This is a genomic window from Sphingopyxis flava (assembly GCF_900168005.1).
Lineage (GTDB): Bacteria > Pseudomonadota > Alphaproteobacteria > Sphingomonadales > Sphingomonadaceae > Sphingopyxis > Sphingopyxis flava.
The window spans coordinates 1-22,547 of record NZ_FUYP01000021.1 but is presented as its reverse complement, the minus strand read 5'-3'; the positions used below and the strand labels follow the sequence as shown (position 1 = coordinate 22,547).

Here is a 22,547-nt window from a genome sequence, read left to right as displayed (position 1 = left end):
CCTACTCCGCCGCCTCGGCAACGTCGACTTGCTCGTGCGACGCCCACTTTTCCGGATTGCCGGGGAAGGCGACCCGTTCGATCGCCTCATCCATGCTTAGCCCTCGCGCGACCAGCGCCTCGATCGCCGCGTAGATAGCCGGGCTCGACGAATAGACGGTGGCCGAGAACGGATCGAGCACCAGCCTGCCGACGGCCAGGGTCTCGGGGCCCTTGATAAGGATGTCGGAATATTCGCGGCCGTTGATCTTCAAGGACCGCAGCAGCGCGTCGGTATAGTCGTCCATCTCAAAGCGGTCGTGCTTCTTGAAGTCCGCGATTGTCTCGGGCTTCTGCTGGAGAATGACGAACCAGTCGGAGTTCTCCAGCGCCGCGACGGACCCGGCCGACTTATAGTAATCGTTCAGGGACTGCGTCGCCGTCACCAGCGCCGCGCCATATTTCCGGCAGGTGCGAGCATAGGTCTCGATGAAATCGGCCATCGCACCGCCGCGCAGCATCTGCCACGCTTCATCCAGAAGCAGCGCCTTCGGGACCGAACGATCGACTTTGCGCATCATCTGCTGCGACATGAACATGATCGCGGTCAGCACGACGCTGCGCAGTTCCTCGCGGGATGAAAGGTCGGAGAGCTCGAACACCGTGAGCTGCGCCGACAGTTCGAACGATACCTCGCCCTGGAAAAATCGCCCGTACGTCCCTGCCGACGAAAAGGGGCGCATGGCGATGCCAAGATCCATGGCAAGGCCATTTCCGGTGGCTTCGAGCGCAGCGATCACGTCGTCGATCGAGCCCTGGCGTCCCTTTTCGCTCCAGACGCTGTTAACGGCCCCGTCGATGAGGCCACGCTCGGTATCGTTCAGCCGGTCGATGTGGCGCGACATCTGGTTCACGATGGCTTTGAGCATCGCCATGCAGTCGAGCAGGTAATCCTCGTCGCTGCGGGCCAGCTCCTCATCGATCATGCTGAAGGGGTTGAGGCAGAAGCCGGACGACATCGTAAATTCGACGAACGCGCCGCCCTGGAGCTTGGCGGAGTGCTCGAAGGAGCGACCGTCGTCGATCACGACGACGCGCGCGCCGGCACCGCAAAGGGAGGCACAGAGCTCCTGCAGCGTCACGGATTTGCCCGACCCCGATTTGCCGAAGACGGCGACATTGTGGTTGCCCGCCGCATTCTCGAACGGACTCCAGAAGAAGGGTTGTCCACGCCGACCGATGAGCATGAGATGCGGCACCTGGCCGCCGAGATACTCGCCCTGGATCGGGGCCAGGTTCGCCGCCGTTGTCGTGAGCAATGTGCGCATCCGCTTCATGCGCTCGAGGTCGCGTGCAAGCCCGTTCGCCATTGTCATGGGCATGGCGCACAAAAGGCCCATCACCTGCAGGTACCGATCGTCGAGCAGGTCCCAGCCCGCTGCGCGATAAACCGATTTGAGCACGCGTTCGTTGGCGTCCCCCCTGCCCTTCGGCGAGAAGGAGGTCACGCTGAAGAAGACACGCACCAGCTTGCGCCCCTGGCGCAGCTCGTCGTTGACGTAACGCCATTCCTGGCTTTGCTCGCGCAGCTGCGGCAGGAAGCGCGCCGACTTGGAGTCCGCAAGGCTCGTGGTGCGCATGAACTTGAAGCTCGCCTTGTTCGACGATGCCAGCGGATCGGGGAACTCGACGCACAGATTTGTCGCGACCGGACATGGCATCCTGAGCTTGTCGGTGAACATGTCGCCAATGAGCCGGGCGACATCCCACGGCGCCCAGCGGCTCGGCAGGTTCCGGACCGAGAATGAGCGAACGTCGAAGACGTCCGGCAGAATCTCACCGATCTCGGGCGCCTCGTCCACCGTCGCCCCGGTTGGCCGAAATCGCTCGGTTCTGAGCAGCATGCGATCGGGCTCGATGTGAAGCTCCACATCCCGGCGCACCGCCTGGTCCGCAATCGGATCGAGCGGATTGTAGTTGACGACGTCCTCCCCCGCCGCAGTGGTCGGCGAGGTTATGTCGTCGATCCACCCGATGAGGTCGGTCGGATCCATCTTGCGGGCCGGCACATTGATCGATGCGAGGGCCGAGATCAGACCGTCCATCACCGCCACGATTTCCTCGACAGACACGCTCGAGGATTCCGGGGTCGAGTAGGAGATCGCCACACGGTGGTTCCGCAGCGAGAATGGCGCATCCGCGGAGAGCGAGCGCCACACCCCGTCGGTCAGGAAGTCGATGCGGTGCTTCGCCATGCGCTCGTAGACGCCGCGAGCCGAGTAGCGCGGAAGATACCAGCGCGAGAGACGCTCGGACACGCGCGGACTCATCCACTGGTGGAATTGCAGGCATCCCGGCGCGGGGATCGCTTCGGAAAGGAACTGGGTGAGGATCTCCCCTGTCCGTTCGTCTGCACCGATCAAGGGAGCTGCCTCGATCACAAAGCCCCGCGACGCGCTGTTGTAGAACACGCCCGTCTTTGCGTCGAAGCTGCGATAAGGGAGCCAGTCGGCCAGCATGGGCACGCCAAGCTCCGGCCGATCCGCATCGGGACGCTGGCTGTCGCCGAGGATCCCTGAAAGAAGGCTCTCGAAGAAGCCGCCCTTCCCCGCCATCTCAATGATCCTCCGGCACTGAGGCGGGGAAGTCCGCGGCGCGAACGGTCGGCGCAGATAGGTTCGGCTTCGAGGCGACGGGAGTGCCATCAGCGGCGGCATCACGCGCATCCTTCGCAGCGGACCCGGCAATCTGCCGATAGGCGGGATCGCTTTTCACCCGTTCGACGGCCTTTTCGCCCGCCGCAGAGATCGTCGTCGGCGGCGCCGCAGAAGCCGCCGGCTCCCTCGCATGGCCGCCCGCCGGCGCCCCAGAGGGGGACAAGGGCGCCGGCGAGGCGGTTACGGATGGTGCGTGGGCAACACCATCCGCGGGGGCTGCGGCTGCTGGGCTTTTTTGCTTTTGCGCGAGCCGCGCGGCGACATCCGCCTTGATTGTCTCGAGCGGGTCGCCTCTCCTCGCACGCGCGGCAGCGACGGCATCGGGATCCGGCGCAGCAGGATCCCCAACACCAGGCGACCCACCCGGCGGGTCGACGCGGTCGACGGCATCGGCCAGACTCTCCGGGACCCCTAGCGCGTAGTCCAGACGCGCATTGGATGGGACGGTCTGCGCAAGGCTCTGCTGCCATTCACCGCTCGCGACGACCGCATGTATGGCGCTTTTCTCATGCAGGCGGCCGCGCTCGTCGATGGAGGGCTGGAAGACGATCCTGAGCACCTTCTCGCGCGTCCGGGCTGGATCGGCGGGGACAGTGGCGGCGGTCCGCCTCGATGAGCCAAGACGGCTCCGATCCCTGGTGGAACGCGGGGCAGCGTCAGCCGGAAGCGCGACCCCTTCAGCTGCATCTGCCGTAATCATGGCAAGCGCGCGGTCATCGATCGTTGCGCTCGGCGCGCAGACGCCATCAGGAGCAGCGCAGGAAAAGTCGCCGCGCACATTTCCGCCGAGCGCTGCGCAACCTCCAAGCGCAAGAGCGGTCGAAAGCAGCAGCGGCGCGCCGAGACGGCGCCAGGGGCTATGCAACGCAGCGTTTCTCATGACCGCGCCTCCCGAAGCCATGCTTCAAGGAAAGCCCGGGGGCGATATCCTTCGATCATCGCGCCATCGCTACGCACGATGACGGGAGTGCCATTGAGGCCGTTCCGCTGCGCGAAGGCCTCGTTCGCATCGAGGCCGGCCGTGTTGCACGAAGCCTCGCCCTTTATCGGCTGCCCGGCATAGGCGGCATGGAGCGCAGCCTCGCGGTTCTTGGCGCAGTAAACCCGGTCGGCGAGATCCCGGCTTCCCAGCACCGAGATCGGCCGCTCGACCACGCGCACGTTCATGTCCTTGAGAACGCCAGTCAGCGCCCGGCAATAGCCGCAGCGAAAATCCGAAAAGACCGTGACGGTCGGGCCCGCCGGATTCCCCCAGACGATCGCGCCATCCTTCGGCAGGCTCGAGAGCGAAAGCGTTCGCGCCTTGGCGGGACTTGCCGGCCGCTCGAGCCGTGCAGGTGCTGCCGCCAGCTGCTGGCCCGCCTCCTCCTCGCCGCCGGCGGCAAGCGCGTTTGCCCGCGCGGAGGAGCCGACCAGCATGTCGGGGTTCATCTCGAGCAGGCGCGCCGCCGTTATGTCCTGACGGGTCTGCATGTCATAGACGCGCCCGATCACCAGATAGCGGGCGCTGGTGTCGACATAGAATAGGTTCTCGCCCGCGGTGATCTCGCACAGGCCCGCAATTTTGCCGCAGTCGATCGCACTCACGGCAGTCTTGGGTAACCGCGCCTTCAGGAGCGCCTGCACCTGGCTTTCGGCGCTGCCCACATCTGCGGCCAGCGCGATGCCCGCGACGCTCAGGGCCGCGCCGGTCGCAACCAGAAGGCGCGATCGCCGAGTGAGCGAGCGGACACGATCAATTGCGGACATAGACACCCTCCAAGAAAACAATTTCGACATCGATCCCGGTCGGCATTTCGATCACCGGCTGATATTGCTCGGCGCGCTCGATCAGATATTTCGACACCATGTCGCCCGACTGCGCGACGCCTTCGCCAAAGCCGCCTTCGAGGATTTCGCCCGTCGAAAGCTTGTCGCGCTGCCCGTTCGTGGTGATGTTCGTTCCCTGGAACACGCTGTTGGCATTCGCGGAGAAGCCGCGGCCGAAGCCGCCGGCGAGCCCGGCCAGGAACGCCTGGGTGACGAGCGAGCCCTCGCGGGACACCACCCTTCCCCGCACGCCGGTCTTGCCGCCGAAGGCAATGAATCCCTTCACCTCCGACACGGCGTAGCGGCCGCCCGGCTGCGGGCAGGTCATCTTTTGCAGCTTGACGTAGACTTTCTCGCTCGAAAGATCGCCGCGCGCCGCGCCGTTGATGAGACAGCCTTCGATCTTGGTCGTAAGCAGCCGGCCGTTCTGATAGACCGAACGCGCGGGCCCCGTAACGCGGAGCACCACCGGAAGCGGGTCGGTCTGGCTGTTCACGCCGGCGCTCGCGTCGACGCCGACGATCACCTTCGCCCTCGCGAAGCTGTTCGGCGGCAAATAATTGACGCTGTCCGTGTAGGTGGTGTTGCCTTTGGCGACCCGCGTGGCGTTCCCCGTCTCCGCCGTGTTGAAGCTGACAAGCTTCACCTCGCTTGCGGTGCCCACCGGTCCGCGCGCCGCGGCGCCTGGGGCACCGTCGGGACGCTGGTAAGCCTGCGGTCCGTTCGGGCCGTAGAGCGCCGCCGGGCCGGGCGCGGGCGGCGTGGCGGCCGGGCGCGCATTGATCTGCCGCCGCAGCTGCTCGTTCTCGGCTTGATAGGCCGACAGCACGCGCTGGCCGTCGGCCTGCATTGCCTGGTTCTGGCCCTTGAGCGCCTCCACCTGGGCGGTCAGCATCTCCAGCCGGCGGTTCTGGCCGTCGATCGACTTCAACTGATTTTCGGTGGACTGGAAGCGGTTCTCCGAGAGCGCCATCCACTCCTGCTGCGAGAGATTGCGGTTCACCAGGTCCTTGGTCGAAACGGTGACCTCGCTCGTGCCGTCGTCGGCGAGCTTGTCGCCCTTCTCATCGCCGCTGAAGATCCAGAACGAGGAGAGGATCAGGCCGGCGCCCGCCACCCCGGCCAGCAGCAGGCGCTGCTTGCGGCGAACGGCTTCGTTCGCGGTGAGATCGCTGGCGACAGGAGATACGCCCTCGTCCGAAGCCCCATCAAGAGCGGGACGCTTGCGATTCAGGAAATCGAATAATGCCATGTCCTCACCTTCCGTTCTGGGACACGAGGTAGGCGGTGGTGACCTTGCCCGGAGCGAGCTTGCTCTCGGCGATCGACACGGCCAGGGCGCTCGCTGGAGCGACCATCGCTTCGGTCAGCTCGACCTCTGACGGACCCTTGTTCTCGATGCGCAGGACCTTGCCGCTGAGCTCCGAACCGCGATATTCCGCGATCATCTGCACCTTGAGGGTGCCAACATAGACCGGCCGCAAGGCGCGCTGGCGCATCTCGTAGCCGTCGGCGACCGCATTCGAATACATCGCCTGCACCAGCTCGACCGCGGCATCGTGGGTCCCGAGCCTCTCGGCCGGACCGTTCTCCGCTGCGCGTTCGTTTGCGATCGCCGGATTGGAGACGAAGACCTGGGCGGCCTGGTCGCCGCCGATCCGGCAGACGAACTTGTAGACATAGCCGCGCTTGCTCGTGGCGAAGAAGGAGAGCGCCGGGCGGGCAAATCCGTCGGGAACGGACAGGTAGATGTCGCCGCGGACCGGCTCGTTGACGACCGAGAAGTCATCGGTCGGATTGCCGGTGGAGATCTTGGAGACCGACGCGAACTCGTCTTCGACCAGGCTGATACGCGTCAGGTCCTTGGCGGACGCCTGGCAGTCGACCTGGCTGCTGTCCGCCGCCATGATGGTCTGATCGGCCCAGGCGGGCTGCGCGCTCAGCAGAACGGCAATGCCTATCAGCGCAGCGCCCGTGCAACGGCTCAGATGACAGTTGACGCGCGAGAGGAAGGCGGTGCCCGCAGCGGCACTGCCGACGACATAGACGGACATCATTGATCCTTCCCCTGCTCGGCCGTCACCATGCCGAAGCCGATCAGCTTCAGGGACAGGCCGGAATATTCCCAGTCGTACCGAAAGGTCCGCCGCTCGTTCGAGATGACCCGATTGCCGACGATCGTATGCAGACTGCCCGTCACCTCCGAGCGCAGCCCCTTCGTGTCGAGCTCCATCTTTTCGATCGTGAAGAACTGCGAAATCGAAGATCCACGCTGTTCGTTCACGATCTTGAGCAGGTCCGCCTTGACCTTGCCCTGGGAGGCCGGCGCCGTGATATCGAGCACCGCGTTCATCCAGTATTCGAGGTTCTGCGGGCTGCGATTGAGGGTGAGCACCACCGTGTCGCGCGTGATCATCTCGAGATATTCGCGGCTGACCCCGGCGGAGCTTACCGTGACCGGCGATCGCAGGATCGGCTGCAGCACGATTTCGCGGTCCCGCGACACCGTGAAGATAAGCAGCAGGATCGTCAGTGCGCAGAGGCCGACGGCGACGATCGCGAGCAGATTCCGCTGCCGCAAGACCCGCTGGCTGTGCGAATGGCTGTAGGAAAGTTCCATATCACCCCGCCATCAATCGAAGGTACGAGGGTGGCGTGGCTCTCAGACCGGTGAAGCCGGCCGGAAGAAACCAGTAGGCCAGATGGAGAAGCCATGACGTCGCCCGGCCTGCCTTCGCTTTTCTGAGACCCCACCAGCCCGCACCCGAAAGCAACATGCCGATGAGGATGTGCTGAGACAGAATCCCCCAGACGAAGGGGATGACCATCGCCAGGAACTCATCCAGGGTCCACAGCCCGATCAGCTCGGGATCATCCAGATGAGTCGGGATGACGTACTTATCCGCCGCCATTGCACCACCCTCTCCTTGGGTCGGTCAAAGCTGCTACTTCGCCCGACCGCAGGAATGATCAGATCGTCGCGGTGACCGTCGACGTGACGATGGGAATGCCCGTGCCGGCGCCGACGCCGACACCGACCGGGATGGCGATCTGGCCCATGGAGAAGCGACCGGAGGCGAGCGCGACGATGCCGCCCGCGAGCGAAAGCACCGTGATGATCTTGCCGCCCGAGCCCTCGAGGAAATCGGTGAACTTGTTGAGCGCCGTGTCGAAGGTCGTGTCGGCGCCGGCGAATGCCGGACCGGCGAACCAGAAGGAGGCGAACAGGAGGGCGGCGATCACGACGATCGCCAACTCTGCGCGCCCGGTCTCTTTCAGGACTGACTGCATGTTGGGTTCCCTTCAATTGGAGACGCGACGAGAACCGCGCCCAGGGAAAGCTGACCAACCCGCGGCCGGGTCGTCACGGGCAGCCGGGGTGACGGGGGAAGAATCTTTCGCCGATCGAGGCCCTGCCCCCGAACGCCGGGCGGCCTGCCCGCTCATTCGGGGCATGGCGCCCCGGATTACGGGGCAGACTGGCCCGGAATGCGGGACAACTTGCCCCGGAAATTGCGGCGCTGGTGGCGTCCCGGTAGACTCGGGGCTACGACTCAGCAGATATTAACCATCGAGACTCCAGGCTCCGTCGCAGTAGTCAGCGCCATGCTGCCTTTCAGGAAGAAGGATTCATCTCGACGTGGGGACGACGGCCGCCGAACACGAAGGCTTTGTGCTCGATGTCTCCGGATATCTCTTTCGGCTGACCACCGAGTGCCTGCGCCTATTCTCCAATGAGACGAACGAGCATCAGACGCTCGTATCGCTGGTCGCGGCGCGGCTCGCCGAACCGGGTGCCGCGGGCAGGCATGAAGTGCGCACGATGCGCGAGCATTTCGCGGCGATTCCGACCCATGGCGACGTGAAAATCCGGCTTCCGCTCTCTGATGCGAATGCCCAGGCGCTTGAGGAAATGCGGCAGGCTCTCGGCCGCCGCCTCGACACCACACTGACGATCGGCGACGCGCTTTCGGCGCTGCTGTTCGACTATGTCGTCGAGCTCAAGACCTCGCAGATACTGGACCGGTTGTCGCTTGAGCAGCGCCTTGACGGGGGCGAACCGGGGCGCACGAGCACGCGGCTAAACTAGGAAATCGCCCGATCTTCGCGAGCTATATCGCGGTATCTGCGCTGGAATATTGCGCTCACTCTGGCTCCAACGACGCTTGCAAAGCGGGATTCACCGTGTTTGCCTTGTCCCCTAACGGGGAGGTTCGGGGGCTAATGTCGTCTCGCGCCACAGCTGGATCATAGTTCGTGCTCGAGCCGGATGACGAAACGATCCTGCGCGATTTCGTACCGCTCATTCGGTGCATGATGGACCGAAAGGACATCCCGCAACGCAAGCTCGCCGCCCTCACCGGCATCAGCAAGACGCGCCTGGGACTGCTGCTGCACAGCGACCCCACGAAGCGGTCGCCCATGACTGTGGACGAGCTTCAGATCATCCTGCACGCGCTCGGAACCGACATCGTCGCGGCCTATGTGCGCATCAAGGCAAGCGGGACGATCCCGCAGCCCCTGATCGAGCGCCATGACGTGCTCTTCACAATGATCTGCGACGCATTCGTCGACATGCCGGAAGGCCTGATCGTTCTGCTCGAAGAACTCGAAGGCATCGATGGCTCGGAAGTCCGCCCGGAATGGGCGGTGCCGGTCAGGCGAGCCGTCGTCCGGAAACTGCTGGACGAGGTGAGCGCCAAGCTGGCCCGCCGTGCACGCCTGGCCGAGAGCGATGACTTCCGGATCTAGCCCGACCGGATTCGGCGCCGGGCCCTTCCCCGCCGCGCTCCTAGAAGAGCGAGACGCTCGCGACGCGCGCGGGCGGCACCGACCGAGGCGGGAAGACGCTTGCGGTCTGGCGCGGCAGCACGGTTGCTTGCCGGTAGACGCCGCTCAAGCGCGCCCAGTTCATGAGGACATTGTCGACATAGGCCTGCGTCTCGGCGATGCGCGGCACGAGCCCGCCACGGACGCGGCCAGGCCCGGCATTGTATGCGGCAAGCGCCAGATGATAATGGCCGAACCTGTCGAGTTGCTGGCGAAGATATCTCGCTCCGCCGCGCAGATTATCCTCGACGCTATAGCGGTTCACTCCCAGCGAGGCAGCCGTCCCGGGCATCAGCTGGGTCAGGCCGAAGGCGTTCTTGGGCGACAGCGCATCGGTGCGATAGCGGCTTTCGCGAATGATCATCGCATCGAACAACCCGACCGGAATGCCGTATTCGCACGCGATCCCGCTCATCAGCTGATAATAGCTGGCGCGCCTGCTCTCAGCGTCCGCCCTCAAGAATCCTGTCGGCCGATAGGGAAGGACGCCGCAGCCTGGCTCGAAGCGATTGGCCGCGAAATCGAAGCTCGCGCCGCCGCGCATCCACGCAGGAACGGGGATGGCAGGCGCCGGCGGCAACCATTCGGCGGAGGCGGCCGAGCCTTCACTCCCGGCGCTTCCGCTTGCTGCCTGCTCGAGCGCAACGCCGCTGTTCGTGAAGCTGTTCGCCATCTGGAATTCCACCCACCGGCGGCTGAGGTCATGCACCCGAAAGTCCGGCGGACGGGCACCGGTCGACACCGGGTTGGGCACGCTCGGGGGTTCGGCGGCTGCATCCGGCCGGCTCTCCGGCCCGGGCGCGGTCATCGTGATGAGCTGCACTCTGCGCGCGGGCTTGGCCTCTTTCCCCTGGGCTGCCGCGCCCCCCGACACGACCAGCGCCACAATGCCGAAACCGATCCCCAACGCCCTCATTGCACCCTCCCTGCTACCGAAACAGGCCAAGGGAAGATCAGCGGCCGCCGGGTTGTCAATCCGCGTGCCCGAGCAGTGTCAGCCTCAAAAATCAAGATCAGGAGGCGCCGATGTGGCTGATCCCGCGCAATACGGACGGGACCCGCGCAGGGAGAATTGCGCTTCCCGCGCCCGTCCGAGAGGCTCTCGTCCGCTGGTATGTCGGACAGGGTTCGCGCGCCGACGAGGAAGCGGGGATCATGCTTGTCCAGCAGGCGCGCATCGGCGAGAGGTGGATCGCCTGCGACTGTTTGTCGGCCGACGCTCCGCCCCCGATCCTGACGCCGGCGTTCCTGTCGGAAGCAGAAACCTACTATCTGCGCCGTCTCACCAGCGTTAACCGTCCCGAACACAGGGCGGACTGCCCGTTCTTCCGCGATCAGGCCACCAACCGGCTGAGCGAAGTGCGAACGCAGGAGAGCCCGGCCGATCCGCCGACCGGCTATTTCGAGGTGCTGCGCCCGGCGCCCGAGAAGCTGGCGCAGCGTCCCGAAGAGGAAAGCAGCGACGACAGAACGCGCCAGGCCTCGGTGCCAAGGCTCGCCCGATTGCTCTGGCGTCTTATCAACCTCTCCGGTCTCAATCGTACGCTCTGCCTCTCCGACGAGAACCCGGAACATTCGATCAGCGACGAGTTCAAGACGCTGGCCATCGCGGCGCAGCGCGTCGAAATCGCACCGGGCATCGAGCTCGGCCGTGCCCTCTGGACGCATGCACAGGCGCTCCACAGCAAGCGCATCTATGCCCGCTTGCGCGAGCTCTCCCGAGTCTGGCCGCCCGGGCATGCGCCCCAGGGCTTCCTCGCGCTCTTCACGCAGAAGTTCGAAGGTTCGACGATCCATGTCGCCGGGAGCGATCCTGTCGTGCTGGCGAACCGCGTCCAGTCCCCCTCGATCCGCGGGAACACGATCAAGGGCCCCTATCTGACGATCGTCGTGGCGGGCCAATATCCCGAAGCGCATGGCTATGCGCCGCTTCGCGGCTATGCCCAGCCGATCTACTCGGGAAAGCGCTTCATCCCTGTCGATTCCGAGTTCGAGCGCGCGGTGCTGCGTGACCTGCTGCGGCTGCGCTGGTCCTTCGATCGCGCAGGGCTCGACCTTCTCCTCGAAAAGCCCGTGTTCGACACGCTCACGCCAATCGGATCATGCCGCCCGGATTTTCTGTTGGAAGCGCGCTCGCGCAGCACCGGCGAAACGCGGGAGATCATCGTCGAGGCAATGGGATCCACCGATGAAACCTATCTCGCCGCGAAAGCCGTGACCCACCCCCGCATGCAGCAGATCGCCCCGGTTCTGTGCGTCTCTCCGGACGACGTGGAAGAGGCGCGGATCGCGCCGCTCGTGCGGAAGGCGTTCGGCTTGTGACCGGCCCCTCTCGTTCCGTTTCGAGAGAGCGGCCTCGGACCGATGGCGCCTGCCGCTTTCTCATCGCCCGTTCATGGCATTCTGTCTGGAGGATAACGCTGTGCAGGACCGGTCCGCCGATTATGCGGCGCTCGCCGCTCACCTCAATCCCGACGATCCTGGCGACGGCGCCCGCCAGATCGATGCCACCATCATCGCCTATCAGCGTGCCCGATGCCGGCCCGGCAACCACGGACAGCTCGTGCGGCACCTCGGCATGCTGCTCATGCTGATCGCTGAAACGATCGCCGTGTTTCATGGGATGCTATGGCTCGAGCCGACCGCGCTCGCGCCCTATTTGGGCTTCATCCTAGAGGTTCCGCTTTGGACCGCGGCTCCTGTTGCGGCCATAGCCATCTGGCTCGCCTTTTTCCTGTCCTACCGCATCGAAGAGAAATCTGGTCAGGAGCTGCCGGAGCCGCCCGCCGCGATCCGCGACTGGCTCGAGGCGCACGACCATCGCCACGGAATTGCCTGGTGGCACGAGACGAGATGGCCTTGGCCCAAGCTGCGCGCCCACCGGCGCGAAATATTCGGCTATGTGATCTGGCGCAGAACGCCTCTGCCCTTGCGAGCTGCACCTTGAGGGTTGGCGGGCGTCGGCAGCTTAGGGAAGGGGCGCGGAGAGTGGCGCAAAGCTATCACCCTCGGTGGGCACGAATTCCGCAAACGTGCTCGCCTTCTGGGAATGTGGTCCGAAAAGCATCCGAAATCCCCGGCCCTAACATCCTGACGAAGCCTGACAGCGGACATAGCCAGACTGACGCGGACACATCGAACTCGCCGTCGCGGTCGACGCTAGAATTGGTCGGCGCAGCCCAGATAAGGTAGCTTAGCGCAAGGTATGCCTGGTGCTACGGAGGTCGCGCTATGGTGGCGCCAACATCAATCATACTCGATGACGCCCTTAAGGGGCGCGTCCAGCACCTGGCCGAAGTGCGTCGACGCAGCTCGCATTGGATCATGCGCGAAGCCATCGCACAGTATGTCGAACGTGAGGAAAAGCGCGAGGCATTCCGCCAGGACGCCATACGGGTGTGGGACGAATATCAGCAGACGGGCCTGCATCTGACGCTTGAGGAAGCCGATGCCTGGTTGGCGAAGCTCGAAGCCGGCGAGGACGCCTCTCAATGTCAGGGTGCGATGCAGCAACCGGATTCACCTCTAGCAATTTCACCCAAAGTGTATTACACTGAAATACAGATTTCAGATGCAGGAGTTTATCATGGCGGCAAGCCGTATGGTGCAGGCTCGCGTTCCTGGCGACATTCAGGATGCGGCCAGTCAGGTTATTCGGGCTTCGGGCCTGACGGTCAGCGACGTGGTGCGCGTGTTGATGACCCGGATCGCGCAGGACAAGGAGATTCCGGCGGCGCTGTTCCAGCCCAACGCGGAAACGCTGGCCGCCTTCGCCGAGGTCGAGCGCGGCGGCCTCGAGCGGTTTGCGTCCGTGGATGCGCTGTTCGCCGATCTTCATGCGGACGATTGAGCGCACCACGGCGTTTCGCCGGGACTTCAAGCGCGAGGCGAAAGGGCCGCGCCGCAATGTGCTGGATACCGATTTGCGGCGGATTATCGAGGCGCTGGCTACGGATGCGCCGCTGGAAGCGCGGCACCGGGATCATGCCTTGACCGGCAACTGGAAGGACTATCGGGACTGCCATGTAAAGCCCGACCTGGTGTTGATCTACCGGCTCATTGACGATGACCGGCTGATCCTCGCCCGTCTCGGCTCCCATTCGCAGCTCGATCTGTAGGCAGATGGCTTGCCGCCGATATGGAGGCCCTATGACCGATGAACTACCCGACAATCCGCCGATGGACGAAGCGTTCATGGCTGGCATGAGGCCATCCCGGCGTGGGCGCAGCGCCGAGCTGCTGACTATCGCCGACCGCGCCGCGGCGCATGTGAAGCGTCCCTATGTTGACCATGCCGAATTGCTCTACGACGAAAACGGGTTACCGAAATGATCCCCGGCACTTCGGCCACGACACCCCCGCAGCGCCGCCCAGTCATTCTGCACGTCAGCTTCGATGAGGCCGGCGCGGCGATCGGCCGCTTGCTCGCCATCGCCATGCCGCCGACGCGCGCGGCCGAGACCGGCGCATCATGGAAGGTCGCGGATTTTCTCCTGGCCTGGTGGAACGGCGACGAGTGCGGGCATTTCCCGATCATCCACTTGTGCAACGTCGATGCCGTTATTGCCGAGGATATGCTTACGATCATGGCCTATCTGGCGCAGGAGTCGACGACCTACGCCGATGCCTGGGGCTACCGCGACGCGATGGGCGACCTTTGGGTGCGCTATCGTGGCGACCCGGCCGAGGCCGTTTAAACGTGCCGGAGATCCACCGCCATCAATGGGAGGCGATATGACCGACGACGAGCTTCTGGACGACAACGCGGCCGAGCGCGCCCAAGCGGCGGCGCTGCGCGACCAGGCCCGCGCCGGGGGCTTGCGCTTCGAGGCGTATCTTACCAAAGATCAGGCCGACTGGCTGTTGGAGCAGATCGAACGGGGCAGGTTTGCCGATCCTTCCGAGGCGGTGTTCCTGACCGTCCAGAACTTCATCGAAATGGAGCCGCACGGCGATCTACGCGACGAGTTGCTGCGGCGTCGTATTCAGGCCGCGATAGATGATCCGCGGCCGGGGATTCCGCACGAAGAAGTCTGCGCCAAAATAGAGCAATGGATCGCCAAGCCGCGTCCCGAACCGGCGCGGTGGCAGAGGGCGGCGCAATGACCGCGCCCTCCCCTGCCCGGTTCAGCGCCGAGGACCGCGCCGTGCTGCTGGCCGTGAAAGGCGTCGGCCCCACGGTTCTTGAGCGCCTGGAAACGCTTGGCATCGCCAGCATGGAAGCCCTGGCGTGCCAGGGCGCGGACGAGGTGTGCCGGCGCATCGCGGCGATGCTGGGCGCAAGCTGCTGGTCGAACAGTCCGATGGCGCGCGGCGCGATCGAGCGGGCGATCGACGCGGCCCGCCAGGAGCGCGCGCGATGAATCAGCTCGCCCCCCTGGCCTCGCCTGCATCGTCGCTGCGCTGGCGCTGCCGGCGTTGATCGCGGCGGCCGACGAGCGCGCGCAGCTTCGATTCCTTGAGTTCTTCGCCGTTGCGATCCGCAATCCCCACACGCGCCGCGCCTATATGCGCGCGGCGGGCGAGTTCCTGGCCTGGTGTGAGGCGCGCGGTGTCGCCTCGCTCGCCCAGGTGCAGCCGCTCCACTTCGCGGACTGGATCGAGGCGCTAGGCGGCGAGCTGGCCCCGCCCAGCGTCAAGCAGCAGCTCGCCGGCGTGCGCCGCCTGTTCGACTGGCTGGTGACAGGCCAGGCCGTGCCGGTGAACCCCGCCGCGTCGGTGCGCGGGCCGGCGCACAGCGCGCGGCGCGGCAAGACGCCCGTTCTCGCCCCCGACGAGGCGCGCCAGATACTCGACACCATAGACGTTGCCACCCATGCCGGCTTGCGCGACCGCGCGCTTATCGGCCTCATGGTCTATAGCTTCGCGCGGATCGGCGCGGCCGTCGCCATGACCGTTGACGATGCTTTCGTCCAGAACCGCCGCCTATGGGTCCGCCTGCACGAAAAGGGCGGCAAGCGGCACGAAATGCCGTGCCACCACAACCTTGAGGAATATCTGCTCGCCTATATCGACGGCTGCGGCTTGCGCGAGCGCGCCAGGGGGCCGCTGTTCCGCACGATCGCGCGCGGCACTAAGCGCCTAAGCGATGCCCCCCTCGCCCAAGCCAATGCTTTCTTGATGGTGCGCCGCCGCGCGACCGCGGCGGGCATCGGCACCGCGATCGGCAACCACTCGTTCCGCGCGACCGGCATCACGACCTATTTGAAGAACGGCGGCACCTTGGAGACGGCCGCGACTATGGCGAACCACAGCTCCACCCGCACGACGCAGCTCTACCACCGGCGATCCGATGACGTGACGCTGGACGAAGTGGAGCGGGTGTTGATTTGAGCCGGCAGGATCAGGCGTGGCGGCTGATATTCGCGCCGTGGTCGCCTTGCATCATCTGCATGGCGCTCTGTAGCATCGCCAGGGTCATGGCGTCGTTTCGGGATTGGGCGCCTGCAATGCCGTCCCGCGCGAGCTGCACGAAGTTGACCCGTTCCCAATCATCGAGCGCGATCGGTGCGCCCTGCCCTGTCCCAACGGGTATCTTCACCGTCATTCCGAGAAACGCCGAGCTGTCATCCAGCGACATTTCGCCTCTTTTGATCTTGCCGTTCATCCAGTCGAACAGCTCCTGGCGCGTCATGCTGGTGAAATCAGGCGGCGCGGCGCTGCCTGGCCCGGTTTGAGCGGTGCTTGCCGGCGCGGTGGAGAGAGCCGCCGAGAATGAGGACGAGCTGGTGCGATCGGCCGATGATGGACGCTGACTCGCGGCCAGATAGTTGTTCGCTGTTTCAATTCGCACGAGAACGCCCTTTCCGCCAAGCCAATCGCGGACGATTGCAGGACATGGTTAATTTCAGGTGAAACGGCGTGGGATTTGAGCCGGCGAGAGACCGGACCTTAAGTATCGCCCCGCGCGGTCGCATTGTTCACGGGTAGACTATTTTCGCCGGGGGCCTTGAAGTGACGACGATCGGTGCAGCTACCAGCGCGATGCCCTATATAAAATCGCGCCGCCCAGATTGAATTATCGGTCAAGGCATCAAATGGACGCTTCACCGCTGAGGAAGTTACCGCAAGGCTTGAGGCGCGCGACGTCAGACAGCTTCGCCACGCGCAGAGCTATGAAAACCTCCTTGATGGCAAGGGGACGTATTTCGGCCACTCCGTTGGCAATAAGACCGTTTGGAAGCCGGAACTGGCGGCGCAGCAGATCAACGCTGCCCGCGCCGCTCGCGTAAAGCCTTATCTGCACATGTCCGGCCCCGTCAGCATCGAGGCGCTGAACGTCGATTCCGCCGTCAGAGCGCAGGGGATGATGAGGCAGCGCGCGGGGATCCAGATGTTCGGCCTAGAGCAAACGGTACGTCTGCCGTGTACCACGACCGGTTGTCGATCTATGGCATTACTCATGCCGCAAAATCACCACCGCGCCTCGAGCGCGATCCCCAGCACGCGCGGGTTTCCAAGGACCGCACGCGGTAGCCCGTCGAGGCGATAGTGATAATATCGATCGTCGAAAAGGTTGCTGGCAAAAGCGGACATCGTCCAGTGCCCTGTCTCATAGGCGACCCGCGCGTTCACCAGCGTGCGTCCGCTGGCCCGCGATGCGCTTTGTGGTAGGCGAACCTCGGTAAAAACCGCTGAACGATGGCTGGCGTTCAAGTTAATGGCCACTCGATCGACGGGACGAATGTTGACGCCGCCGGCGAGCGTCCAGCGCGGAGCATGAGCGAATTCAAGGCCGTCATAGTCCGTCACGCTGCCGACCGTCGTGGCAAATTCATCGAACCTCGTGCGCGAGTAGCCCACCGAGGCGTACCAGTCGAAAGCGCCGCTGGGGCTGTGCGTCGCCTCGATCTCGAACCCATAGAGATGGGACGAGCCGGCATTGACGATATGCGTGTCGTATATGCTCATGCCGAAGTTCGCTGAAACCTGCTGATCCTTCCAGTCGACATAGAAGGCGTTGGCATTCAATGTCAGCCGCCCATCGAGCCACGCGGAACGCAGCGACAGCTCGTAGTTCCAGGTGAATTCAGGATCGTAGGAAAAGGTCGCCGAACGCGCGATATTGCCGCTCGAGCCGCCTGACCGATAGCCTCGTTGGACCGTGAAACCAGTCTTGAGGTTCGGCGTCCAGGCCATTTGGATCCCCGCCTTCGGCAAGAACGCATCGAAGGTCCGATCGGTAGCGGCGGCCGAACCGCTCGCTTGGGCTACGATGCCGGCAACGCCCTGGTTGATTGCAACCACCGCGCGGTACAGCGGCGACCCGGTGGAGCCGAAAGCCCTCGGATCAGGATAGGCCCCCGCGAACCGCGCGGTCTGATCGATGCCCAAGCTGTTCGTTTCGTGGTCGTAGCGAAACCCCACGGTGAACATGAGCCTCTCGGTCAGCCTGAATTGAACATCGCCGAACAGGGCATAAGATCGCACGTGACCAGAGGCATCCGCTGAGAAATCGACCGGAATCGCTGCCAGCGCCCGGCTGTAGAGTCCGGCAACCAACTGCGCAGTCGGCGCGTCGATGCCACTGCTTCGCAGCAATGCGCTTATCGTGTCGACCGGCGTCGGAACGCTGTCATCGCTCGCCGTCGCGCTTCGGTTCCTTCGATCGTAGAAGAATGCCCCCATCAATCCGCTGAGGCGATCCCCCTCATAGTTCAGCCGGAGTTCCTGGGAGAACGTCCGATAGCGATTCTGCTGGTCGTAGGCGCCCCCATCGGCGGCCGTCATGTCGTTGTCGGAGCGATTGAACTCGCTAATCTCATTGAAGGCCGTGATCGCCGTCAGGGAGAGACCTGCGCCCAAATCGAAGCGCAGATCCGCGGTCGCGATATCGGTGCTCGCCTCACTGTCGTTAGGACTGTCGGAGAAGTTCCACCGACGGTCGAAAAAGTCGGGCACAGACGTATCGGTGAAGCTGAACGAATAGCCGCTGTAGCGGTCATAGCGCGTGTAGCCGAACCGCGCCTCGAAGCCCGGAACGGCCGTCGGCGTCCACAAGAGCTTTGCTCGGACCTGGGTCGTATCAAGAGGATTCTCGTGCGCGCGCCGTGTCGGATTCCAGGTAAATCCGTCGGCGTCTCGCTTTTCCACGCTGACGCGGAATGCGAGCTCTCCGGATACGATCGGACCGCCCAGCGCGGCGGCGAACTGCGTCTCATCGGCGTCCGTTATCATGGCGCGAGCGCGCAGCTCCCATTCCATTGTCGGTTCGGCTGTCCGCATGATGACCGCCCCGGCCAGGGCGTTCAGCCCTAGCAAGGTCGACTGTGGGCCTCGCATAATCTCGACCTGGCGGACGTCCCACATATCCGCCGGCGACGCATGAACCATGGCGGCCGGCACGGCAGCTCCATCGACAAATATCGTGGCGAGAGCTGCCCCCTCGCCGCCCATGATCCCGCGGTCGGCGATGCCTCGGATAGTGAACCCGCCGGCGCTGAACGTCTCCGTCACATTCGCCGTGCGCGCGTACACCTCCTGGAGTGATAACAGATTCTCCTCCTCGATGCGCCGAGCGGTGGTCACGGCCACGCTGCTGGGCGTGTCCTGCAGGGATCTCCGTGCTTTCTCCCCTGTCACGATGATTTCGGAGTAGGTGCCGACATGGCGCTCCTGCGCACGCGCAAAGCCACTCCAAGACAGAGCGGCCAGACCCACCACTCCCCACAACAAACAACGCACCACGATGGCCCCCCAAAGCAAATCCTTCGCCAGTAGATAAAGGCGTCGCCCGCTTGCAACAGGATTGATGAAAGGTTCGGCGATTGCCCGCGCGACCTGTGTTTCAGCCCGTGCAATCCGTGACTTTTTGCGGTGACGGCGAGACCAGACCCGCTTTGGGGAGCGTAGCTGGAGAGGCTACAGCAAATCTTGTTCGCAACTTGACTATCGTCAATGATGCGAACCGGGACGGTCGCATTGCCCGAGAATTCGAAGGGGGGAATCTTGAATAGTCGACCCATAGCCTTTGCGGCGGGAAGAAATAGCCGATGAATGGCCGACAAAAGGTCTTTCCGCCTGTGCATCGGGGGAGCCGCTTGTCAGGCCTCACCGCCGATGGCGCGTTCTCGGTCTCTTGCGCACCCGCACGAGCCATCATGGCTTTGCTCACATGCCAAGGGGTGGCGATCAGGAGCAAAATCGGATTACGTCGCCGCCATGTCTTGTCGAACGCATCCTTCCGGACGGGCCTGCCCGAAGCCGTCAGCGGGACCGCGCAGCCTCGCGCCACCCCTATGATCGCTCCTCGGCGAGAACGAAGACGGTGATGTCGATGACGATGCACGAAGATGACGACCTGGCACGCTGGCTGCGCCTGACCGAAAAGCAGCGCGCCTGTCTCGACCTGCTCATCGAGCGTAAGACCTCGAAAGAGATCGCTCGGATCCTCGGAATTTCCAAGCCGACCGTGGACCAGCGCATCACCGCTGCCCGGATCATCCTCGGCGCGGCCAATCGCGACGAGGCAGCTCTCATCTACGCGCGTCTCAAACAGCTATATGACCGGATCACATATGACTCGGTGCAGGTTCCCTCGCCGCCGACGCTGGTGCCATCCGACTTTCCGGACGGCGATCCCGAACCGGTCCTGAAGCTGAGCGACAGTGCGGCGCCCACCTTCGGCGCCGGCCAGGGATCGAGGGACTTCTTCCTGCCGTTCCGGGACGGATGGAGACACGATCACAGCATTCAGGCGCGCGTCATGATCATGGTGGGAATTCTCGTCGCCTTGGTCATCGTCGTTTTCCTGGGGCTCGGCATCGCGGAAGCGCTGACGCGGCTCGTCTCCAACTGAACCTGTTCAACTTGACCCACGGTTCGCCGGCGCGCGGGTGCGCGCCCGGCAAAGGAGAACTTATGCCTCAATCCATACCTCTGATGGCCGCCCGCCTGCAGCGCGACGTGCCGACTGCTGAATCCAAGGTCGACGACGCCATCATCGCCCTGTCGTCGCTGATGACGAGCATGGTGACCGCGCGGCGCGAAAGCGGTGCGCCCGCGAAGACCGGCCAGGCGACCATCCTGCGCCTCGCCAAGGCGCAGATGTCGCTTGTCGATGTGAGCAGCGACGTCCTGCGGATCCATGGCGACCTGCTCGAAATCGGCAAGGAAATGGGCAGTTACGATCTGCGCGATTGCCCCTCCGGCTCGGCGGAAACGACCCCGCATCTCGCGGCCGTAGCCTGACGGCGATTGACCGGGAGCGACTGGCATGAAAAGCGGGAACGATGCGCATAGCAATCTTCATCGCCCTTCTGTTGGTGGCTCTCGGCTACGCCGCCTGGCGGGGCGGTGCTCCGGAGCGGGTCATGGTGGGGATTGCCATCCTGATGGTCCTGCTCGATCGCCTGCTGGTCTCGACAGGTCAGGTGGAATATCATTCGGTCGACCTGGGTTACCTGGTGATCGACCTGATTGGTTCGGCGGCGACCATCGCCTTGGCGCTTCTGGCGCATCGCTTCTGGCCCATGATCGTTGCCGTCCTCCATGTCCTGCCGCTGCTGGCGCACATCAGCCGGGCGCTCGACGTCTCGATGAACCCGATTGCCTATCTCACGATGCAGGTCGCTTCGTCCTGGCTGCTCCCGCCCCTTCTCATCCTCGCAACCTGGCGGCACCAGCAGCGCTTGCGGCGCAGCGGCAGCGATCCGTCCTGGCACGTTTTCTGGCGTCCATCGAGCCGAATGACGGTGAGCGGCTAGCCGCCGCGCTGCTGCAGGAATTCCGCAGCATCGGACGGATCCTGGCCCAAACGCCAGAAGCGCTCGAGCGGGTTCTGGGTCACCACCCTTCGATCGCGGATATCCTGCTCGGCGCCCGGGACATGTTCCTTGAGGGTCTGCAGGCCGACCTGACAACGCAGCCGGTCGACCCTGCCTGCCCCAAGCTCGGCCAATATCTCATGGCCTCGATGGGATCGCTGCCGGACGAGGTGCTGCGCATCCTTTTCCTGGACGCTTCCTACCGCCTGATCGCGGACGAGCAATTGCACCATGGGTCCGTCCGGCAGCTCGAGCTTTATCCCAGAACGATCTTTCGGCGCGCGATCGAGCACGGCGCCACCGGACTCATTCTCGTCCACAATCACCCGAGCGGCGACGCGACCCCGAGCGAAAACGACATCGTCGCGACGCGCAGGCTTTCCGACCTTGGTCGATCGCTCGATATCGAGATCGTCGATCATATTGTCGTCACGGCGACCCACGCCCAGCGCGTCGCAGCGAGCGGGCGCATAGGATCTGATCGTGCGCCCGCCTGCGCCCATGTTCTGCGCGACAATCCCGGGTCGGGAGGCGGCGGACAACAGCAAAGTGCGTCAACCGCGCTCGCAAATGCGCGCCGAGCCTATAAGCGCCGCCAGTTCCGCCGAGAGCTGATCGGGTCGCCAAAGCTCTTCGGCGAACCGGCCTGGGACATGCTGATCGACCTCTTCATTCACGAAAGCGAGGGCAAGAAGGTGGCAACGAGCGCCCTTTGCCTCGCTTCGACCGCGCCTCCCAGCACTGCGCTGCGGCTGGTCAACAAGCTTTGCGAGGCAAAGCTGCTCGTGAAGATAGACGATCCCGACGATGGCAGGCGCCAGTTTGTCGAACTGACGCCCGACACGGCCGCGCGTCTCGAAAACTATTTTGGCGCGGATGAGGGAGGGATGCAGGAGGGTTGAGGCGCCGTCTGGAAATGGATTGGACGGGCGCAGCGTTGGGGGGAGGAGAATCCCGGAGAGGTTCACGATCGCATTGCCGCCGGCTCGCGACGTTAAATTGCTGTTAACCATCCTGTCCTATTTCGAGGCAAGGGGGCCAGCGGCAGGTCGCGGTGTGGGGGTAACGCGACCTGCCAATCAGGCAATGACATCAGGGACTGATCATTCGAAGCGCCGGGCGCACTTCGGGCCTACCGCACCGGGCTGAATCATCTCGCGCGGCGCACCGATCGCCAAACCAGGTCCGGGCGAGCGGTCGGCAGGCAAATGGCGAATGGCGCTACGAACCAGCATTAGCCGGCGGACAGGATAAAGCGCCGCTTCAAAGCGACCTGGCCTCGGTTGCAATCGATTATTGGACTGTTCGCCGTATCATTTTCACCGATGGACGCGCTTAATTCGAGCAGATAACGGCTCTGTTGCAAAGATTGGCGGCAGTCAGAGGTAGGCTGTCGCTCTGCGCCGATCAGGCGGCTGCTGCGAAATGGTGGTTGAGCATGCCCATGG

General features: G+C 64.1%; 26 protein-coding genes and 3 pseudogenes. 16 read left to right on the top strand and 13 right to left on the bottom strand.

Going from position 1 to position 22,547, the window contains the following annotated elements; all coding sequences use genetic code 11:
• Position 1: 1 nt before the first annotated feature.
• The 8 genes from traC to B5X69_RS15030 are packed head-to-tail and all read right to left on the bottom strand — an operon-like array spanning position 2 to position 7,795.
• Positions 2 to 2,593, bottom strand: coding sequence for a type IV secretion system protein TraC (gene traC, locus B5X69_RS15065; RefSeq protein WP_020818502.1), 2,592 nt, complete (start codon positions 2,591 to 2,593; stop codon positions 2 to 4).
• 1 nt (position 2,594) lies between these two features.
• Positions 2,595 to 3,575 carry a TraV family lipoprotein gene (locus tag B5X69_RS15060; protein WP_245798764.1) on the bottom strand — a complete coding sequence of 327 codons (981 nt, stop codon included), beginning with the start codon at positions 3,573 to 3,575 and terminating at the stop codon, positions 2,595 to 2,597.
• Positions 3,572 to 4,444, bottom strand: a complete 873-nt coding sequence (locus B5X69_RS15055) for a DsbC family protein (protein ID WP_020818504.1) — start codon at positions 4,442 to 4,444, stop codon at positions 3,572 to 3,574. Before B5X69_RS15055 ends, B5X69_RS15060 begins: the two co-directional genes overlap by 4 nt.
• Positions 4,431 to 5,756 carry a TraB/VirB10 family protein gene (locus tag B5X69_RS15050; protein WP_020818505.1) on the bottom strand — a complete coding sequence of 442 codons (1,326 nt, stop codon included), beginning with the start codon at positions 5,754 to 5,756 and terminating at the stop codon, positions 4,431 to 4,433. The genes B5X69_RS15055 and B5X69_RS15050 overlap by 14 nt, the downstream gene beginning before the upstream one ends.
• A gap of 4 nt (positions 5,757 to 5,760) precedes the next feature.
• A complete protein-coding gene (locus B5X69_RS15045) occupies positions 5,761 to 6,561 on the bottom strand; it encodes a type-F conjugative transfer system secretin TraK (RefSeq protein WP_021223067.1) in 801 nt (266 codons plus the stop codon).
• On the bottom strand, positions 6,558 to 7,124 hold the full coding sequence (locus B5X69_RS15040; protein WP_020818507.1) for a type IV conjugative transfer system protein TraE: 567 nt from the start codon (positions 7,122 to 7,124) through the stop codon (positions 6,558 to 6,560). Before B5X69_RS15040 ends, B5X69_RS15045 begins: the two co-directional genes overlap by 4 nt.
• 1 nt (position 7,125) lies before the next feature.
• The gene (gene traL, locus B5X69_RS15035; protein WP_020818508.1) at positions 7,126 to 7,416 is read right to left on the bottom strand and encodes a type IV conjugative transfer system protein TraL; all 291 of its coding nucleotides are present in this window, start codon (positions 7,414 to 7,416) and stop codon (positions 7,126 to 7,128) included.
• Between the two features lie 58 nt (positions 7,417 to 7,474).
• On the bottom strand, positions 7,475 to 7,795 hold the full coding sequence (locus B5X69_RS15030) for a TrbC/VirB2 family protein (RefSeq protein ID WP_020818509.1): 321 nt from the start codon (positions 7,793 to 7,795) through the stop codon (positions 7,475 to 7,477).
• A 349-nt stretch (positions 7,796 to 8,144) separates the two neighbouring features.
• On the opposite strand from B5X69_RS15030, the gene B5X69_RS15025 reads away from it, so the two are divergent.
• The gene (locus tag B5X69_RS15025) at positions 8,145 to 8,594 is read left to right on the top strand and encodes a hypothetical protein (RefSeq protein ID WP_020818510.1); all 450 of its coding nucleotides are present in this window, start codon (positions 8,145 to 8,147) and stop codon (positions 8,592 to 8,594) included.
• Between the two features lie 227 nt (positions 8,595 to 8,821).
• Entirely contained in the window at positions 8,822 to 9,256 is a 435-nt protein-coding gene (locus B5X69_RS15020; protein WP_226870387.1) for an XRE family transcriptional regulator, read from the top strand.
• A 40-nt stretch (positions 9,257 to 9,296) separates the two neighbouring features.
• Here the strand turns inward: B5X69_RS15020 and B5X69_RS15015 are convergent, their stop codons facing one another.
• A complete protein-coding gene (locus B5X69_RS15015) occupies positions 9,297 to 10,250 on the bottom strand; it encodes a lytic transglycosylase domain-containing protein (protein ID WP_021223069.1) in 954 nt (317 codons plus the stop codon).
• 110 nt (positions 10,251 to 10,360) lie between these two features.
• Here B5X69_RS15015 and B5X69_RS15010 point away from each other — a divergent pair, with 110 nt between their 5' ends.
• The 10 genes and pseudogenes from B5X69_RS15010 (at position 10,361) to B5X69_RS14965 (ending at position 15,667) form a co-directional block, all read left to right on the top strand.
• A complete protein-coding gene (locus B5X69_RS15010; RefSeq protein WP_020818513.1) occupies positions 10,361 to 11,656 on the top strand; it encodes a hypothetical protein in 1,296 nt (431 codons plus the stop codon).
• Positions 11,657 to 11,756: 100 nt separating this feature from the next.
• On the top strand, positions 11,757 to 12,281 hold the full coding sequence (locus B5X69_RS15005; protein ID WP_037485683.1) for a hypothetical protein: 525 nt from the start codon (positions 11,757 to 11,759) through the stop codon (positions 12,279 to 12,281).
• A 284-nt stretch (positions 12,282 to 12,565) separates the two neighbouring features.
• Positions 12,566 to 12,640 (top strand): annotated as a pseudogene (locus B5X69_RS22445) (hypothetical protein); the annotation flags it as partial.
• 280 nt (positions 12,641 to 12,920) lie between these two features.
• Entirely contained in the window at positions 12,921 to 13,184 is a 264-nt protein-coding gene (locus B5X69_RS14995; protein ID WP_021224639.1) for a type II toxin-antitoxin system RelB/DinJ family antitoxin, read from the top strand.
• Entirely contained in the window at positions 13,171 to 13,452 is a 282-nt protein-coding gene (locus B5X69_RS14990) for a type II toxin-antitoxin system YafQ family toxin (protein ID WP_020818517.1), read from the top strand. The genes B5X69_RS14995 and B5X69_RS14990 overlap by 14 nt, the downstream gene beginning before the upstream one ends.
• Positions 13,453 to 13,483: 31 nt before the next feature.
• On the top strand, positions 13,484 to 13,666 hold the full coding sequence (locus B5X69_RS22010; protein ID WP_020818518.1) for a hypothetical protein: 183 nt from the start codon (positions 13,484 to 13,486) through the stop codon (positions 13,664 to 13,666).
• Positions 13,663 to 14,031, top strand: coding sequence for a DUF7673 family protein (locus tag B5X69_RS14980; protein ID WP_020818519.1), 369 nt, complete (start codon positions 13,663 to 13,665; stop codon positions 14,029 to 14,031). Before B5X69_RS22010 ends, B5X69_RS14980 begins: the two co-directional genes overlap by 4 nt.
• A 37-nt stretch (positions 14,032 to 14,068) precedes the next feature.
• Positions 14,069 to 14,440: an antitoxin PaaA2 family protein gene (locus B5X69_RS14975; protein WP_020818520.1), complete on the top strand. Its 372-nt coding sequence runs from the start codon at positions 14,069 to 14,071 to the stop codon at positions 14,438 to 14,440.
• On the top strand, positions 14,437 to 14,697 hold the full coding sequence (locus B5X69_RS14970) for a hypothetical protein (protein ID WP_020818521.1): 261 nt from the start codon (positions 14,437 to 14,439) through the stop codon (positions 14,695 to 14,697). Before B5X69_RS14975 ends, B5X69_RS14970 begins: the two co-directional genes overlap by 4 nt.
• A pseudogene (locus tag B5X69_RS14965) lies at positions 14,694 to 15,667 on the top strand (tyrosine-type recombinase/integrase). Before B5X69_RS14970 ends, B5X69_RS14965 begins: the two are co-directional and overlap by 4 nt.
• Before the next feature lie 10 nt (positions 15,668 to 15,677).
• On the opposite strand, the gene B5X69_RS21720 reads toward B5X69_RS14965, so the two are convergent.
• From B5X69_RS21720 to B5X69_RS14950, 3 genes are all read right to left on the bottom strand, one after another.
• On the bottom strand, positions 15,678 to 15,941 hold the full coding sequence (locus B5X69_RS21720) for a hypothetical protein (RefSeq protein WP_197672745.1): 264 nt from the start codon (positions 15,939 to 15,941) through the stop codon (positions 15,678 to 15,680).
• Positions 15,942 to 16,367: 426 nt separating this feature from the next.
• Positions 16,368 to 16,580, bottom strand: coding sequence for a hypothetical protein (locus B5X69_RS14955; protein ID WP_020818524.1), 213 nt, complete (start codon positions 16,578 to 16,580; stop codon positions 16,368 to 16,370).
• 167 nt (positions 16,581 to 16,747) lie between these two features.
• Positions 16,748 to 18,916, bottom strand: a complete 2,169-nt coding sequence (locus B5X69_RS14950; RefSeq protein ID WP_079639519.1) for a TonB-dependent receptor — start codon at positions 18,914 to 18,916, stop codon at positions 16,748 to 16,750.
• Between the two features lie 688 nt (positions 18,917 to 19,604).
• Between B5X69_RS14950 and B5X69_RS14945 the strand changes: the two genes are divergently transcribed.
• The 4 genes from B5X69_RS14945 (at position 19,605) to B5X69_RS21545 (ending at position 22,001) form a co-directional block, all read left to right on the top strand.
• Positions 19,605 to 20,132, top strand: coding sequence for a helix-turn-helix transcriptional regulator (locus B5X69_RS14945; RefSeq protein WP_020818526.1), 528 nt, complete (start codon positions 19,605 to 19,607; stop codon positions 20,130 to 20,132).
• An 83-nt stretch (positions 20,133 to 20,215) separates the two neighbouring features.
• The gene (locus B5X69_RS14940; protein ID WP_020818527.1) at positions 20,216 to 20,524 is read left to right on the top strand and encodes a hypothetical protein; all 309 of its coding nucleotides are present in this window, start codon (positions 20,216 to 20,218) and stop codon (positions 20,522 to 20,524) included.
• 41 nt (positions 20,525 to 20,565) lie between these two features.
• Positions 20,566 to 21,039 carry a hypothetical protein gene (locus tag B5X69_RS21550; RefSeq protein WP_020818528.1) on the top strand — a complete coding sequence of 158 codons (474 nt, stop codon included), beginning with the start codon at positions 20,566 to 20,568 and terminating at the stop codon, positions 21,037 to 21,039.
• A 122-nt stretch (positions 21,040 to 21,161) separates the two neighbouring features.
• Positions 21,162 to 22,001: a JAB domain-containing protein gene (locus B5X69_RS21545; RefSeq protein ID WP_158500939.1), complete on the top strand. Its 840-nt coding sequence runs from the start codon at positions 21,162 to 21,164 to the stop codon at positions 21,999 to 22,001.
• 332 nt (positions 22,002 to 22,333) lie between these two features.
• Here B5X69_RS21545 and B5X69_RS21715 read toward each other — a convergent pair.
• Positions 22,334 to 22,547 (bottom strand): annotated as a pseudogene (locus B5X69_RS21715) (hypothetical protein); the annotation flags it as partial.

Bases quoted from the DNA above. Each gene is read 5' to 3' on its own strand.
- B5X69_RS15010 (WP_020818513.1), top strand. From the start codon at position 10,361: ATGTGGCTGATCCCGCGCAATACGGACGGGACCCGCGCAGGGAGAATT.
- B5X69_RS21550 (WP_020818528.1), top strand. From the start codon at position 20,566: ATGCGCATAGCAATCTTCATCGCCCTTCTGTTGGTGGCTCTCGGCTAC.
- B5X69_RS15030 (WP_020818509.1), bottom strand. From the start codon at position 7,795: ATGCAGTCAGTCCTGAAAGAGACCGGGCGCGCAGAGTTGGCGATCGTC.
- B5X69_RS15015 (WP_021223069.1), bottom strand. From the start codon at position 10,250: ATGAGGGCGTTGGGGATCGGTTTCGGCATTGTGGCGCTGGTCGTGTCG.
- B5X69_RS14995 (WP_021224639.1), top strand. From the start codon at position 12,921: ATGGCGGCAAGCCGTATGGTGCAGGCTCGCGTTCCTGGCGACATTCAG.
- B5X69_RS14945 (WP_020818526.1), top strand. From the start codon at position 19,605: ATGTCGATGACGATGCACGAAGATGACGACCTGGCACGCTGGCTGCGC.
- B5X69_RS15050 (WP_020818505.1), bottom strand. From the start codon at position 5,756: ATGGCATTATTCGATTTCCTGAATCGCAAGCGTCCCGCTCTTGATGGG.
- B5X69_RS14990 (WP_020818517.1), top strand. From the start codon at position 13,171: ATGCGGACGATTGAGCGCACCACGGCGTTTCGCCGGGACTTCAAGCGC.
- B5X69_RS15045 (WP_021223067.1), bottom strand. From the start codon at position 6,561: ATGATGTCCGTCTATGTCGTCGGCAGTGCCGCTGCGGGCACCGCCTTC.
- B5X69_RS14980 (WP_020818519.1), top strand. From the start codon at position 13,663: ATGATCCCCGGCACTTCGGCCACGACACCCCCGCAGCGCCGCCCAGTC.
- B5X69_RS21720 (WP_197672745.1), bottom strand. From the start codon at position 15,941: ATGAACGGCAAGATCAAAAGAGGCGAAATGTCGCTGGATGACAGCTCG.
- B5X69_RS15020 (WP_226870387.1), top strand. From the start codon at position 8,822: ATGGACCGAAAGGACATCCCGCAACGCAAGCTCGCCGCCCTCACCGGC.
- traL (WP_020818508.1), bottom strand. From the start codon at position 7,416: ATGGCGGCGGATAAGTACGTCATCCCGACTCATCTGGATGATCCCGAG.
- B5X69_RS15040 (WP_020818507.1), bottom strand. From the start codon at position 7,124: ATGGAACTTTCCTACAGCCATTCGCACAGCCAGCGGGTCTTGCGGCAG.
- B5X69_RS14940 (WP_020818527.1), top strand. From the start codon at position 20,216: ATGGCCGCCCGCCTGCAGCGCGACGTGCCGACTGCTGAATCCAAGGTC.
- B5X69_RS14970 (WP_020818521.1), top strand. From the start codon at position 14,437: ATGACCGCGCCCTCCCCTGCCCGGTTCAGCGCCGAGGACCGCGCCGTG.
- traC (WP_020818502.1), bottom strand. From the start codon at position 2,593: ATGGCGGGGAAGGGCGGCTTCTTCGAGAGCCTTCTTTCAGGGATCCTC.
- B5X69_RS21545 (WP_158500939.1), top strand. From the start codon at position 21,162: ATGTTCCTTGAGGGTCTGCAGGCCGACCTGACAACGCAGCCGGTCGAC.
- B5X69_RS15055 (WP_020818504.1), bottom strand. From the start codon at position 4,444: ATGTCCGCAATTGATCGTGTCCGCTCGCTCACTCGGCGATCGCGCCTT.
- B5X69_RS15060 (WP_245798764.1), bottom strand. From the start codon at position 3,575: ATGAGAAACGCTGCGTTGCATAGCCCCTGGCGCCGTCTCGGCGCGCCG.
- B5X69_RS22010 (WP_020818518.1), top strand. From the start codon at position 13,484: ATGACCGATGAACTACCCGACAATCCGCCGATGGACGAAGCGTTCATG.
- B5X69_RS14975 (WP_020818520.1), top strand. From the start codon at position 14,069: ATGACCGACGACGAGCTTCTGGACGACAACGCGGCCGAGCGCGCCCAA.